Annotated in this window: 11 protein-coding genes and 4 tRNA genes; all 15 read right to left on the reverse strand. The window is 50.3% G+C overall.

Going from position 1 to position 15,440, the window contains the following annotated elements; all coding sequences use genetic code 11:
- Positions 1-30 precede the first annotated feature (30 nt).
- Positions 31-4,380 carry a DNA-directed RNA polymerase subunit beta' gene (gene rpoC, locus ACYVC2_RS29095; protein WP_461108620.1) on the reverse strand — a complete coding sequence of 1,450 codons (4,350 nt, stop codon included), beginning with the start codon at positions 4,378-4,380 and terminating at the stop codon, positions 31-33.
- A 102-nt stretch (positions 4,381-4,482) separates the two neighbouring features.
- Complete coding sequence (gene rpoB, locus ACYVC2_RS29100; protein ID WP_461108622.1) at positions 4,483-8,352, reverse strand: DNA-directed RNA polymerase subunit beta; 3,870 nt, start codon at positions 8,350-8,352, stop codon at positions 4,483-4,485.
- A gap of 251 nt (positions 8,353-8,603) precedes the next feature.
- Positions 8,604-8,990: a 50S ribosomal protein L7/L12 gene (gene rplL, locus ACYVC2_RS29105; RefSeq protein ID WP_461108624.1), complete on the reverse strand. Its 387-nt coding sequence runs from the start codon at positions 8,988-8,990 to the stop codon at positions 8,604-8,606.
- 58 nt (positions 8,991-9,048) lie between these two features.
- The gene (gene rplJ / locus ACYVC2_RS29110; RefSeq protein WP_461108626.1) at positions 9,049-9,582 is read right to left on the reverse strand and encodes a 50S ribosomal protein L10; all 534 of its coding nucleotides are present in this window, start codon (positions 9,580-9,582) and stop codon (positions 9,049-9,051) included.
- Between the two features lie 3 nt (positions 9,583-9,585).
- Positions 9,586-10,284, reverse strand: coding sequence for a 50S ribosomal protein L1 (gene rplA, locus ACYVC2_RS29115; protein WP_461108628.1), 699 nt, complete (start codon positions 10,282-10,284; stop codon positions 9,586-9,588).
- Between the two features lie 26 nt (positions 10,285-10,310).
- Positions 10,311-10,754 (reverse strand): 50S ribosomal protein L11, encoded by a 444-nt coding sequence (gene rplK / locus ACYVC2_RS29120; protein ID WP_461108630.1) that lies wholly within the window; start codon positions 10,752-10,754, stop codon positions 10,311-10,313.
- A 164-nt stretch (positions 10,755-10,918) separates the two neighbouring features.
- Complete coding sequence (gene nusG, locus ACYVC2_RS29125) at positions 10,919-11,479, reverse strand: transcription termination/antitermination protein NusG (protein WP_461108632.1); 561 nt, start codon at positions 11,477-11,479, stop codon at positions 10,919-10,921.
- A 93-nt stretch (positions 11,480-11,572) separates the two neighbouring features.
- The gene (secE, locus tag ACYVC2_RS29130; RefSeq protein ID WP_012928967.1) at positions 11,573-11,764 is read right to left on the reverse strand and encodes a preprotein translocase subunit SecE; all 192 of its coding nucleotides are present in this window, start codon (positions 11,762-11,764) and stop codon (positions 11,573-11,575) included.
- A gap of 13 nt (positions 11,765-11,777) precedes the next feature.
- Positions 11,778-11,851 (reverse strand) — tRNA-Trp (locus tag ACYVC2_RS29135).
- 184 nt (positions 11,852-12,035) lie between these two features.
- The gene (tuf, locus tag ACYVC2_RS29140; RefSeq protein ID WP_461108635.1) at positions 12,036-13,223 is read right to left on the reverse strand and encodes an elongation factor Tu; all 1,188 of its coding nucleotides are present in this window, start codon (positions 13,221-13,223) and stop codon (positions 12,036-12,038) included.
- Between the two features lie 172 nt (positions 13,224-13,395).
- Positions 13,396-13,467, reverse strand: a tRNA-Thr gene (locus tag ACYVC2_RS29145).
- Positions 13,468-13,562: 95 nt separating this feature from the next.
- Positions 13,563-13,635: transfer RNA gene (locus tag ACYVC2_RS29150), tRNA-Gly, on the reverse strand.
- A gap of 91 nt (positions 13,636-13,726) precedes the next feature.
- Positions 13,727-13,812, reverse strand: a tRNA-Tyr gene (locus ACYVC2_RS29155).
- Positions 13,813-13,926: 114 nt separating this feature from the next.
- Positions 13,927-14,370 carry a hypothetical protein gene (locus tag ACYVC2_RS29160; protein ID WP_461108637.1) on the reverse strand — a complete coding sequence of 148 codons (444 nt, stop codon included), beginning with the start codon at positions 14,368-14,370 and terminating at the stop codon, positions 13,927-13,929.
- 220 nt (positions 14,371-14,590) lie between these two features.
- The gene (locus tag ACYVC2_RS29165; protein ID WP_461108639.1) at positions 14,591-15,349 is read right to left on the reverse strand and encodes a metallophosphatase domain-containing protein; all 759 of its coding nucleotides are present in this window, start codon (positions 15,347-15,349) and stop codon (positions 14,591-14,593) included.
- Between the last annotated feature and the right edge of the window lie 91 nt (positions 15,350-15,440).

Consider the following 15,440-nt stretch of genomic DNA (forward strand, 5'->3'; position numbering starts at 1 on the left):
GCTGTCCTATTGTCAACTTTATTTCTACGTTTACACCGTTGCCCGTTTTTTGGTGCGGGCAAACTGTTCGCGCGATTCGGTGATCGTTTCCAGCTCTTCTTTGGAACCGACGATCGCGTTCTGGTAACGACGGATACCGGTACCGGCCGGAATCAGGTGACCCACGATTACGTTTTCTTTCAGCCCTTCGAGCATGTCACGCTTACCGCGGATCGACGCTTCACTCAGTACTTTCGTGGTTTCCTGGAAGGAAGCCGCCGAAATGAAGCTATCGGTACCCAGCGACGACTGTGTGATCCCCATCAGCGTGGGTTGCGAAACGGCGGCCATCGCATCGCGTACGGTCACTAGGGCCATATCCCGACGTTTCAGGCTTGAATTCTCGTCGCGCAGCTGACGGCTCGTGACAATCATACCGGGTTTGAAGTTCGGCGAATCACCGGCGTCCATGACCACTTTAGCATCAAGAACTTTGTCGTTCTCTTCGCGGAAGGCCCATTTATCGACAACCTGCCCTTCAAGGAAGTTCGTATCACCCGAGTCGATGATTTCAACTTTCTGCATCATCTGGCGCACGATGGCTTCGATGTGCTTGTCATTGATTTTCACCCCTTGCAGGCGGTATACTTCCTGAATTTCGTTCACCAGGTATTCCTGTACGGCCGTTGGGCCTTTGATCGCCAGAATATCGCTCGGCGTAATGGCACCATCCGACAGCGGAGCACCCGCCCGCACGAAGTCGTTGTCCTGTACGAGGATGAACTTTGACAGCGGTACGAGGTACTTTTTCTTCGTGCCGTCTTTCGATTCGATGAAGATTTCGCGGTTACCACGCTTGATGGCACCATACGTAACAACACCGTCGATTTCGCTCACGACAGCTGGGTTCGATGGATTCCGGGCTTCGAACAATTCCGTTACACGCGGCAGACCACCCGTGATGTCACGGGTTTTACCCACGTTACGCGGAATCTTCGCCAGCGGCTGGCCAGCTTTGATTTTCTGCCCGGCTTTCACTACTAGGCGCGAACCAACCGGCAGGTTATAGCTCTTCTGCAACGGACCACCGTCATTGTCGGGCAGGTGGAGCGTTAAAGTCGTCGTTCCCTGCACCACGATGGCTGGGTTTTTCGCTTTATCGCGGCTTTCGATGATTACCATTTCCTGGAAGCCCGTCTGTTCGTCGAACTCTTCGCGGTAGGTAATTCCATCTTCAATCGCATCGAAGGTCAGCGTACCGGTCAATTCCGACAGAATAACGGCGTTGTAGGGATCCCAGGCGCAGATATCGTCGCCTTTTTTCACTATATCACCGTCTTTCACGCGCAGGAACGCGCCGTATGGTACGTTGTTGCTGATCAGCACCTGGTTGCGATCGTTCGGGTTCACGATCCGGACTTCGCCCGAACGGCCCATAACAACCGTTTGTGCATTGCCTTCGGCATCTTCCGATTCAACCGTCCGCATTTCTTCGAACTCGATCAGACCATCGAATTTCGCTTTGATCGACGCATCGACCGCGATGTTCGATGCCGTACCACCCACGTGGAATGTACGCAGCGTCAGCTGAGTACCTGGCTCACCGATGGATTGCGAGGCAATGACACCCACGGCTTCACCGATGTCGACCATACGCCCCGACGCCAGGTTGCGACCATAACACTTGGCGCAAACACCCTGCCGCGATTCGCAAGTCAGTACCGAACGAATCTCGACGGTTTCAATGCTCGTCTCATCAATATGAGCGGCAACTTCTTCCGTTACCAGCTCACCCGAGGCTACGATTAATTCTTTCGTGAGCGGATCGTAAATATCGTGGACCGTCGTACGGCCCAGAATCCGTTCAGACAGGGGCTCAACGATATCTTCGTTGTCTTTCAGCGCCGAAACCTGCAGCCCGCGGAGCGTACCGCAGTCTTCTTCGCTGATGATCACATCCTGTGCTACGTCGTGCAGACGGCGGGTCAGGTAACCGGCATCGGCCGTTTTCAGCGCTGTATCAGCCAGACCTTTCCGCGCACCGTGCGTCGAGATAAAGTATTCGAGTACGTCGAGACCTTCTTTAAAGTTCGACAGAATCGGGTTTTCAATGATCTCGCCAACGGAGCCCTGCAGGTTTTTCTGTGGCTTAGCCATCAGACCCCGCATACCACCCAACTGACGAATCTGCTCGCGGGAACCACGGGCGCCCGAGTGCATCATCATATAGATCGAGTTGAATCCGCCCTGATCGGCTTCGAGCTGCTTCATCAGCGTCTCGGTCAGACGGGAGTTTACGCGCGTCCAGATGTCGATAACCTGGTTGTACCGTTCGTTCTCCGTAATCAGACCCATCAGGTAGTTATCCCAAACGCCCTGTACTTCGGCTTTCGCTTCTTCGACCAGCGGCTGTTTGGCTTCCGGAATCATCACGTCGCTCAGACCGATCGACAGACCACCTCTGAACGCCATCTGGAACCCTAGTTCTTTGATTTCGTCGAGGAACTGAGCTGTCCGTGCTCCACCCGAAATCTTGAAGATCAGCGCAATGATCTGTTGCAGCTTTTTCTTCGTAAGCAGTTCGTTGATGTAGCCAACTTCTTCAGGGACAGCCTGGTTGAACAATAACCGGCCAGCCACGGTGTCGATGACTTTAAACACCATCTCACCATTTTCGTCCCGTACACGTACCCGACACTTGATATTGGCGTGCTTCGAGATTTTGCCTTCGTTGATCCCGATAATTACTTCTTCAGCACCGTAGAAGGTCATACCTTCACCGGCAACCGGGTATTCAGGGGTGCTCTTGCGGCCTTTGGTCACATAGTACAGACCTAACACCATGTCCTGCGACGGTACCGTAATCGGCGCGCCGTTGGCGGGGTTAAGAATGTTGTGCGACGCCAGCATCAGCAGCGAGGCTTCCAGAATAGCTTCCTGACCCAGCGGCACGTGAACGGCCATCTGGTCACCATCAAAGTCAGCGTTGAACGCCGTACAAACAAGCGGGTGCAACTGAATAGCTTTTCCTTCGATCAGTTTGGGCTGGAAAGCCTGGATACCCAGACGGTGCAGCGTTGGAGCCCGGTTCAGCAGAACGGGGTGACCTTTCAGCACGTTTTCCAGGATGTCCCAGATCACAGGGTCTTTGCGGTCAACGATTTTCTTTGCCGATTTCACCGTTTTCACGATGCCCCGCTCGATGAGTTTGCGGATGACAAACGGCTTGAACAACTCAGCCGCCATGTCTTTCGGCAAACCACACTCGTGCAGCTTCAGCTCAGGACCGACGACGATAACCGAACGACCTGAATAGTCGACCCGTTTCCCGAGTAGGTTCTGACGGAAACGACCCTGTTTCCCTTTCAGCATGTCGGACAGCGACTTCAGGGCGCGGTTCCCTTCCGAACGAACGGCGTTCACTTTCCGCGAGTTATCGAACAGCGAATCGACCGCTTCCTGCAGCATTCGCTTTTCGTTACGCAGAATTACTTCCGGCGCCTTGATTTCGATCAGCCGCTTCAGCCGGTTGTTCCGGATGATAACCCGACGATATAGATCGTTCAAATCAGACGTAGCGAACCGACCACCGTCCAGAGGGACAAGCGGACGCAGTTCGGGCGGAATAACCGGCACCATTTTGATCACCATCCATTCAGGGCGGTTTTCAATACGGCCGTTGGCTTCCCGGAAGGCTTCGACCACTTTCAGCCGCTTCAGCGCTTCGGCTTTGCGTTGCTGTGAGGTGTCGGTAGCCGCTGCGTGACGCAGCTGATACGAAAGTTCGTCCAGTTGCAGCCGTGACAGCAGCATTTCCAACGCTTCGGCCCCCATCTTGGCGATGAATTTGTTCGGGTCCTTATCGTCGAGGTGCTGGTTGGTGCTGGGCAGTTTATCAATAATGTCAAGGTACTCGTCTTCCGTCAGGAAATCGAGCTGGTTGATGCCATCTTCGGCCTTCACGCCCGGCTGAACTACGACATAACGTTCGTAGTAAATAACCTGGTCGAGTTTTTTGGTCGAAAGACCCAGCAGGTAACCAATTTTATTGGGCAGGCTGCGGAAGTACCAGATATGCGCCACGGGCACCACCAGTTCGATGTGGCCCATACGCTCCCGGCGAACCTTTTTCTCGGTTACTTCTACCCCGCAGCGATCGCAGATAATGCCCTTATAGCGAATCCGCTTGTATTTACCGCAGTGACATTCCCAGTCCTTCACGGGCCCGAAAATGCGCTCGCAAAACAAGCCGCCCATTTCGGGTTTGTAGGTCCGGTAGTTGATGGTCTCCGGCTGTGTCACTTCGCCGTAGGAACTCTCCAAAATAGACTCCGGCGAAGCCAGACTGATCGTCACGCTGGCAAAGTCGCTGTTGAGTTTTTTGTTCTTTTTGAACGACATTGGTTGGAGATTATAGGTTTGAAAGAGAAGCACAGGGCGAAGGGCAGGGGGCAGGGATCGCTTTGCAATACCCATGTCCCTCGCCCTGTGCCCTTTGCTCCGTTACTCTAATGTAATTTCAAGCGCCAGACCGCGCAGCTCGTGCACAAGCACGTTGAACGATTCCGGAATATTCGGTTTCGGCAGGTTTTCACCTTTCACAATCGCTTCGTATGCTTTCGCACGACCCACAACGTCATCGGATTTAACCGTCAGGATTTCCTGCAGGATATTCGACGCCCCGAAGGCTTCGAGTGCCCACACTTCCATCTCACCGAACCGCTGGCCACCGAACTGTGCTTTACCACCCAGTGGTTGCTGGGTAATGAGCGAGTAAGGACCGATAGAACGGGCGTGCATCTTGTCATCGACCAGGTGACCAAGTTTGAGCATGTAAATGATACCGACCGTTACGGGTTGATCGAAACGCTCACCCGTCAGACCATTGTACAGATACGTCCGGCCGAACGACGGCAGACCGGCTTCGTTCAGCTCGTCGGCTACCTGCTGTTCCGTCGCGCCGTCGAAAATCGGCGTCGCATACTTGCGGTCCAGTTTCTGTCCGGCCCAGGCCAGTACGGTTTCGTAAATCTGCCCGAGGTTCATCCGGGACGGTACGCCCAGTGGGTTTAATACGATGTCGACTTTCGTTCCATCTTCGAGGAACGGCATGTCTTCGTCCCGTACGATCCGGGCAACCACCCCTTTGTTTCCGTGACGACCGGCCATTTTATCACCCACTTTCAGCTTACGCTTCTTGGCGATGTAAACTTTAGCCAGTTTCACGATACCCGCCGGCAGTTCGTCGCCCACTTCGAGGGTAAAGCGTTCCCGCTTGAACCGACCCGTGATTTCGCTCCGACGGTTGTTATAGTTTTTCACCAGCGACACAATCATCTCGTTGAGCTTATCGTCGTCCGTCCAGTCGTTCAGATTCAGATCAGCCAGGATGTTTGCCTCTTCCGGAACCGCATAACCGCTTTCGTCACGGTATGGGTTTTTATCCGGGAATAGGTTATCGATGATATTTTTCCGGTTGAACTTCACGCCTTTGCTGACGATTTCGTCACCAAACTTGTGCTTCACGCCGATACTGGTTTTACCATCGAGCAGCGCTACGGTTTTTTCAATCATACGAGCGCGGAAGTCATTCAACTCACGACCGTATTTTTTCATCAGCGCTTTTACTTCGTCTTTATGCTTACCCCGGTCTTCTTTTGCCGGCCGCGCAAATAACTTCGTATCGATGACAACTCCTTTGAGCGACGGTGGTGCTTTCTTGGAAGCATCTTTCACGTCGCCTGCTTTGTCGCCGAAGATGGCACGCAGCAGTTTTTCTTCCGGCGTCGGATCGCTTTCTCCTTTCGGGGTAATCTTACCGATCAGAATATCACCTTCTTTCACTTCCGTACCCACGCGCACAATACCGTTCTCATCGAGGTTCCGAACTGTCTCTTCCGATACGTTCGGGATTTCTGAGGTCAGTTCCTCTTCGCCACGCTTCGTATCACGAACCTCCAGTTCAAATTCTTCGATGTGGATGGAGGTGAAAATATCTTCCCGAACCACACGCTCCGAGATTACGATGGCATCCTCGAAGTTGTATCCCTGCCAGGGCATAAATGCCACTTTCATGTTACGGCCCAGTGCCAGTTCACCCGACTGCGTCGCATAGCCTTCGCAGAGCACGTCTCCTTTTTTCACCTTCTGGCCTTTCAGCACGGTTGGTTTCAGGTTAATGCAGGTATCCTGGTTAGTCCGACGGAACTTGATCAGGTTGTACGTCTTTTTATCTTCATCGAACGTAACAGCCAATTGGTCGTCGTCTAGATTATACCGAACGACAATCTTGGTTGAGTCAACAAACTCGATCACACCATCGGCTTCGGCAATAACCAGCGTCCGGGAATCGACAGCCACCCGGCCTTCCAGACCTGTACCCACAATCGGCGCTTCAGGACGGAGCAGCGGTACTGCCTGACGCTGCATGTTCGAACCCATCAGGGCCCGGTTGGCATCGTCGTGTTCCAGGAACGGGATCATCGAAGCGGCTACCGATACGATCTGGTTCGGCGCAATGTCCATAAAGGTAACGTTGGCCGGTTCAGCCATCGGGAAGTCGCCTTCAAAGCGAGCTTTCAGCCGATCGACCTGGAAATTACCTTTGTTATCGATACCAGCGTTAGCCTGCGCGATGTAATGGGTATCTTCTTCTTCAGCCGTCAGGTACATTACAGGCTTATCCATCGACACCTTACCGTTTTCGATAATCCGATACGGGGTTTCGATAAAGCCCATGCTGTTGATTTTCGCATAGACACAAAGCGACGAAATCAACCCGATATTTGGACCTTCCGGGGTTTCGATGGTACACAGACGGCCGTAGTGGGTGTAGTGTACGTCACGAACCTCGAAACCAGCCCGTTCCCGCGATAGACCACCGGGTCCGAGCGCCGACATCCGACGCTTGTGCGTCACTTCAGCCAGCGGATTGGTTTGGTCCATAAACTGCGACAACTGGTTTGTACCGAAGAAGGAGTTGATGACCGACGACAGCGTCCGGGCGTTGATCAGGTCAACGGGTTTGAAATCCTCGTTATCTCGAACGTTCATCCGTTCTTTGATCGTCCGTGCCATCCGGGCCAGCCCGACGCCGAACTGTGCGTATAACTGCTCACCTACCGTCCGGACGCGCCGGTTGCTCAGGTGGTCAATATCATCGACAACGGCCTTCGAGTTGATCAGACCGATCAGGTATTTCACGATCGACACAATGTCTTCCGTGGTCAACACCTTCATGTCCGACGAAATGTCCAGACCGAGTTTTTTATTGATCCGGTAACGACCTACGTCTCCCAGGTCATACCGCTTGTCGGAGAAAAACAGGCTCTGAATAATCTCACGGGCGGTTTGTTCGTCGGGTGCGTCGGCGTTCCGAAGCTGCCGGTAGATTTGCTCGACGGCCTCTTTTTCAGAGTTTGAGCTATCTTTCTGCAGCGTATTATAAATGATATTATAATCGGCCATGTTCATGTCCTCCTTATGCAGGATGACTGATTTCTGGCCCGAATCCGTAATCACGTCAATATCATCTGCCGAAATGGCCGAGTCGCGCTCCAGGAGCACTTCGTTCCGGCTGATGGAAACTACCTCACCCGTATCCTCGTCTACAAAGTCTTCCGTCCAGGTACGTAACACCCGGGCGGCTAACCGACGGCCGATGGCTTTTTTCAAATTAGCCGGGGTAGCTGGTACTTCTTCCGACAGGCCGAACAGATCAAGAATGTCTTTATCCGATCCGAATCCGATGGCTCGCAACAGCGTTGTTACCGGGAATTTCTTTTTCCGATCGATGTAGGCATACATCACGTTGTTGACGTCCGTCGAAAACTCGATCCACGACCCTTTGAAAGGAATAATCCGGGCCGAATACAGTTTCGTACCATTGGTGTGTTTACTCATCGAGAAGAACACACCCGGCGACCGGTGCAACTGTGAAACAATCACCCGTTCGGCACCGTTAATGACAAACGAGCCTTTCTCGGTCATGTACGGAATGTTCCCCAGAAACACTTCCTGCTCAATCGTTTCGAAATCCTCGTTGTCGGGATCGTTGTTCGACAGGCGCAGTTTAGCTTTCAGCGGCACCGAATAGGTCAATCCCCGATCGATCGACTCGTCAACCGAGTATTTCGGTGGGTCGACCGAGTAATCGATAAACTCCAACTTGAAATTCTCGCGGGAGTCGGAAATAGGGAAGTTTTCCTGAAATACCTTGAACAACCCTTCTTCCGACCGTTGGTTGGAAGGCGTGTCAAGCTGGAAAAAATCTTTGAAGGATTTTACTTGAATATCCAGAAAGTCTGGGTATCCAATCACTGGCTGAATCGTCGCAAAATTTTTGCGCGTACTGATTTTCGCGTTTGTCGCCAAGATTGTGCTTCGTTTAGTGCGTAACCGATTCTTAATGAGTGCGTTGCGAAGATTTGCCACGGCACTCGGACTAAGCGGCTGTTCAGACCCCGGGTGTCACCCAGCCCAAGGGGCGTGAATAGCTAACATAAGGCAATAAAAATAAGTTTGTCTTTTGCAATAGCTTTTAGACAAAAATAGCTCCAAACAGGAAAAGACCAGACGTTGGTCTGGCCTCCCCTATCTGGAGTAATATGCGAATAGGCAGTTGCTTACTTAACTTCTACTTCAGCACCAGCTTCTTCCAGTTGCTTCCGCAGTGCTTCGGCTTCGTCTTTCGCTACGCCTTCTTTCACTGGTTTCGGAGCCGTATCGACTAATTCTTTGGCTTCTTTCAGGCCCAGACCGGTCAGGTCTTTCACCAGTTTCACGACAGCCAGTTTAGCAGCACCAGCCGACTTCAGAATAACGTCGAACGACGTTTTCTCAGCAGCAGCCGGAGCAGCATCGCCACCACCTGCAGCCCCACCAGCTACCATTACGGGAGCGGCAGCTGCCGGCTCAATTCCGTATTCATCCTTCAGGATAGTAGCCAGTTCGTTAACTTCTTTAACCGTCAGGCCTACAAGCTGCTCAGCGAACGCTTTTAAATCTGCCATTGTAGTATTTTCTTAATTTGATTGTGATACAATATTGAACAATAGAATGTCGGAAAAATTAAGCTGCTTCCTCGCGCTCCGACAACGTTTTGAGGATACCAGCCAGTTTGTTGCCACCACCCTGCAATGCCGAAATGACATTTTTGGCGGGCGATTGCAGCAGACCAATGATTTCGCCGACCAGTTCCTGTTTGCTCTTCAGGGCGATGAGCGTATCGAGCTGGTCAGCACCGATGAACAGGCTATAATCGATCGAAGCAGCTTTTAATTGCAGTTTATCGTTTGTCTTACGAAACTCTTTGATAAGCTGCGCCGGTGCTTTTCCATTTTCGGGGTGAAACATCACCGCCGACTGGCCATGCAGCACCGTCTCGTTGAACGGCGTATAATCCGTATCCAGCGTTTCGAGGGCTTTTTTGATGAAAGCATTTTTCACCACTTTGTACTCGATTCCCCGCTCAAAACACATCCGACGTAATGTATTGACTTCAGCAACCGTCATGCCATTGGCTTCCGTGATGTAGAAGAAGGGAACGGTCTGGAACTTACCAGTCAATTCCTCAATAATTGCTCCTTTTTCCTCGCGTTTCATGGCTTATATACCGGCTACTGTGCCTTTGTCAATCGTTACTCCCGGACTCATCGTGCTCGACAGGTTGATCGTTTTTACGTACGTTCCTTTAGCCGACGAGGGCTTCAGGCGGAGTAGCGTAGCAATGATCTCCTGCGCGTTTTCGGCCAGTTTTTCCGGCGTAAACGACACCTTACCAATACTGGTATGAATGATACCGGTTTTGTCGACTTTAAAGTCGATTTTACCGGCCTTCACCTCACGAACCGCTTTGCCGACTTCGGGCGTTACCGTACCCGACTTCGGGTTTGGCATCAGACCACGAGGACCCAGCACTTTACCCAGCCGACCAACTTTAGCCATAACGTTCGGCATCGTGATAATCACGTCAACGTCCGTCCAGCCTTGTTCGATCTTCTGAATGTAGTCGTCCAGACCTACATAATCAGCTCCAGCTTCTTTCGCTTCGTTCTCCTTGTCCGGGGTGCAAAGCACCAGCACGCGAACCGTTTTACCCGTACCATGCGGCAGCGTAGCAACGCCACGAACCATCTGGTCGGCTTTACGCGGATCAACGCCTAACCGAACGTCAATATCCACAGAAGCATCGAATTTCGTATACGAAATCTCCTTCAGAATCTCGGCTGCCTGTTGGAGCGAGTATTCTTTAGCAGCGTCGTATTTCGATTGCGCTTCTTTTTGTTTTTTCGTTAACTTAGCCATTTCTGTGTTTGCTTAGGCAAGTCTGATTAATTCTCAAAGGGCGATGCACCCGTCACCGTAATGCCCATACTGCGGGCAGTACCTGCAACCTGCTTCATAGCCGACTCCACCGTGAACGAATTCAGATCGGGCATTTTCGTTTCTGCGATTGTCCGAACCTGTTCCCACGTTACCGAGCCAACTTTTTTGCGGTTTGGTTGAGCAGAGCCGCCTTTCAGCTTAGCTGCTTCCATCAGCAGAACCGGTGCTGGTGGTGTTTTAATCACGAAGTCAAAGGACTTGTCCTTATAGTACGTAATCAAAACCGGTAATACCATCCCCATTTTATCCTGCGTCCGGCCGTTGAACTGCTTACAGAATTCCATGATATTCAAACCCTTGGAACCCAGAGCCGGACCGATCGGAGGTGCGGGGTTGGCTTGCCCACCTTTGACTTGCAGCTTAACGTAGCCACCTACTTCTTTTGCCATTGTGGTAATTTAGTTACGACCGCATGAGCGGCCCCGCTACTACTTAGGTTCCTAACTGGTTCGTCACATAACCAATCCGCACACCGTTCGCAGCCAATCAACTGGTTTTGACGAGTCACCCACAGAGGGAAGCATAGGATGCCCGTCACGGATACCTGATTAAATCAGCTCTCCTTTTCTACTTGTGCGTAACTGAGTTCTACCGGAGTATTCCGGCCAAATATTTTCACAACGACGTTCAATTTCTTCCGGTCGTCGAATACTTCTTCTACTGTGCCAATAAAACCGCCAAACGGCCCATCGACAACTTTCACATTTTCACCTTTCAGGTAATTGGCCGTCGGAATAACCACTTCCTGCGTTTCCTCATCTACCTTACCCAGAATACGGTTTACTTCAGCCTGACGGAGCGGCACCGGAACCTTCGAGGTAGTCCCGACCTGTGAATTGCCCAAAAAGCCAAGCACTCCCGGCATATTGAGAATCATGTCGAGGGCCCGATTATTACCCAGATCAGCCGAAATCAGAATGTAACCGGGGAAAAAAGACTTTTCCCGAACACGCTTCTTACCGTTGCGCATTTCGTACACCTTTTCCGCCGGGATCAGTACCTGCGGGATCACTTCGTCCAATTTCTGCCGGATAATTTCGTTATCAAGATAGGATTTGATTTTCTTTTCCTGCCCCGACACCGCCCGAATGACGTACCATTGTATGCCGCTCATGTTTGTGGTCATTAAGTGGTCATGAGGTAGTCATTACTTATCATCGACTGTGTATTTACAATGAATGATGCTAATGACAACAAATGACTATTTTTAGAATGACTGATAAAATGCGTTCAGTCCGTTCTCAAATACTAAATCAATCAACCCGACGAGTAGCGCAAAAATCAGCGACGCTACCAGAACCAGCGTGGAGCTGGATTGCAGATCACTGAATTTAGGCCAAGTCACGTTGTGCTGAACTTCCTCCCACGAGGCTTTCAGAAACGAGATAAACTTGTCCATGTATTGTAAGGATTGGCACGGGTGGAGAGATTCGAACTCCCATCAACGGTTTTGGAGACCGCTATTCTACCCTTGAACTACACCCGTAGAATAATCTGTCATTGATGGTCAAAATCATCATTTATTGTAGTCCACAACTAACGACAATAAATGGCTGCCCAGCGAATGACAAGTAATGACTCTTTTTTAATCGGACTGCAAAAGTACGAAATAATATTAAAAAACAAGTGCATTCCCGGGAAGAAATGCACTTGTTCCTAATTACTTAGCCTTAGTCGAGGATTTCCGTTACCTGACCAGCACCTACGGTACGGCCACCTTCGCGGATAGCGAAGCGCAGACCTTTTTCCATAGCGATTTTATTGATCAGCGTTACGTCGATCGTGATGTTATCGCCCGGCATTACCATTTCTACGTTAGCAGGCAGCATGATCTCGCCCGTTACGTCGGTGGTGCGGAAGTAGAACTGCGGACGGTACTTATTGAAGAACGGGGTATGACGACCACCTTCTTCTTTCGACAATACGTAAACCTCAGCTTTGAACTTCGAGTGGGGTTTTACCGAACCGGGTTTGCAGATAACCATACCCCGACGGATATCGGTTTTTTCAATACCACGGAGCAGCAGACCTACGTTGTCACCGGCTTCGCCACGGTCCAGAATTTTCCGGAACATTTCAACACCCGTTACAACTGACTTCAGGTTTTCAGCACCCATACCCAGGATTTCAACCGGATCACCCGAGTTGATAACACCCCGTTCGATACGACCCGTTGCTACCGTACCACGACCCGTGATCGAGAATACGTCCTCTACCGGCATCAGGAACGGAAGATCCGTCTGACGAGGAGGCAGGGGGATAAAGCTGTCGACATTGTCCATCAGCTCTTCGATGGTTTTTACCCATTGGGCATCGCCGTTCAGACCACCCAGGGCCGAACCTTGAATAACCGGGATATTGTCACCGTCGAAGTTGTAGAAGCTCAGCAGTTCGCGGATTTCCATCTCAACGAGTTCGAGCAGCTCAGGATCGTCTACCATGTCTACTTTGTTCATGAAGACAACCAGCTGAGGTACACCTACCTGGCGAGCCAGCAGGATGTGCTCACGCGTCTGGGGCATTGGGCCGTCGGTAGCCGCTACCACTAGGATAGCACCGTCCATCTGAGCAGCACCCGTAACCATGTTTTTCACATAGTCAGCGTGGCCTGGGCAGTCAACGTGGGCATAGTGACGGTTCGCCGTTGCATATTCAACGTGCGATGTATTGATAGTGATACCCCGCTCTTTTTCTTCCGGAGCGTTGTCAATCGAGGAGAAGTCCCGAACTGCGGCCAGACCCTTTTCGGCCAGCACTTTCGTAATGGCAGCCGTCAGCGTCGTTTTACCGTGGTCAACGTGACCAATCGTACCGATGTTTACGTGCGGTTTCGAGCGGTCAAAATTCTCTTTTGCCATGTTTTTTAAAACGCTATTGTGAACTTTTGTGTATAATTGAATGAACTCGCTGAACGAACATTAAACCCAGCGAAATCATTCCGGTTGAGGTCTGACACCAGTTGGGCTTAAAACCGCAGGGACGTCGGCCGGCCGGAGCCATTCCGACAAAAAGGCTTCCGAAGAAGCCCGGAGCCGTTACGGGGACTTGAACCCCGGACCTCTTCCTTACCAAGGAAGTGCTCTACCGCTGAGCTATAACGGCTTGTTGTAAAAATGTATAATGGGTAATGTAAACGAATAATGCTTTTGGCTAGATTCAGCATTACACATTGTTCATTATCCATTTTTCATTAACTGAGCGGAAGACGGGTCTCGAACCCGCAACCTATAGCTTGGAAGGCTATCGCTCTACCAATTGAGCTACTTCCGCAAACCAAGTTAATCGCTGTTAATAAGTAGTCGATGATAGTTTGCCTGATCGGCAGAACCCTATTGACCAAGTACTGACAACTGTCAACTTTTGGTGGGGAGTGGAGGATTCGAACCTCCGAAGGCGTACGCCAGCAGATTTACAGTCTGATCCATTTGGCCACTCTGGAAACTCCCCGAAAAACTAGTGTTAAAGAACTTTTTCCGCCCCGCTTCCGGTTTTGGAGTTGCAAAATTACACGTTTTTACGGTGTTGTCAACAGATGATTTAAAAATAATTTCGACATCGGTTTTATTTGAGCAACTCCGTGAGCCTCTTTCCGTTTGGATACGTCATTTCCGTAATGCGCCATCGACTGGCTATCTGATTTAATTCGATCCGAATCTCCTCTGGCTTATTATTATTCAGGAAGGTTACGTAAACGATGGCTTTCGAACCACCGACGGCGGCTGGCTCTACCCACGTTTTTTTGACTGCCGAATCGGGAGCATCGAACAAGAGATTCGTTTTTGTTCGATTGATCTTACCAGAGCCTTTCTGCGCGTCGTTCCAGATTTGCTCTGCTACTGGCTTAGCAAAAAACTGCTCGATCAGTGAACGGTCTTTCGTTTCCCGAAACGGATTTTCTTTCGTATTGTGCTCGAAATAAAGCGCTCGAACCAGTCGGTCGGCGGCTGAGCGAGGGGCATCAGGTCCGGGTCTCTTTGCTAATAATGCAGCACTGTCTTCAGCCACAGCGGTTGTAGCCGTCGCAGTTTCAGTATCCTGCTTTTGTTTCGTCTGGCAGGCTACACTAACAAATAGCAGCAGTATAGCTAATAGTTTTCTATAGTCAGTTTGCCAGATCGAGAGAGCTGTGGATAGAAAATACCTATATTCAGTTATCATGACTCTTGCATATTTAGGTATTCGAAATCAGCTGAGTAACGGTGAAGCACTCACTATTATCAGAAAGTTATAAGTCTATAATGACTGGTTTTTTGCTGACCGAAAGATACATCTTAGCAGTAATTTGATGGTGCAATTTCCGTTTAATAAAGTTTAGTAAACGAAACAGGTATAGAGAAATGGCTAATCGATAAGCTAGTCTAGCTAGTCTGTTTTGTGCAAGTTTGCCTCCCACCCCAACGTTTGCTGCATTTACATATTGAATTCCCTCGAGGAGTACGTGTCCATATCCAGAATGAATATGCCCAAATACGTGTAAGCGAGGCTTAATACGTTTTTTTACTGCCTTTAATAAATCCTTGCAGCCTTCCTCTGAACCTACTTCGTTTTTGTCTAGTATTCCATAAGGCGGGCAATGTGTAACCAGAATATCGGTATTGGCCGGAATGCGCTGCCAGTATTCATTGATGGCAGAGCCTCGCCGAATGGCATAAATTCCATGTATGCCAAATTTTGGCGAAATAGGTGATACAGGAGAACCCCATATTCGTAGACCTTCTATCGTAACGCTACTATTGTTTAGATATATAGCATTTGTAAGTAACGATTCATGACCAGCACCGTCTTCTCCGAACCCGTAGTCATGATTGCCAGGAACTACAATTTTATAAGGGTGTGGTAGCTCGCCTAACCATTCGTTAAAATCTAAAACGGTCGATTTTTCACCATTTGAGGTCAGATCCCCTGCGTGAATTAATATATCACCGTTCGGAATTGCTAGCTGTCGGTGCAAACTATGGGTATCTGAAATACAGACTATGCGCATAATTTATGCTAAGATTTAGCTCTATGACGCATAACTATAGATAGCGTAACAACACGTTCCTACCGTTTAAATCAGTGGACTTGCTTAGACT

Source organism: Spirosoma koreense (assembly GCF_054777875.1).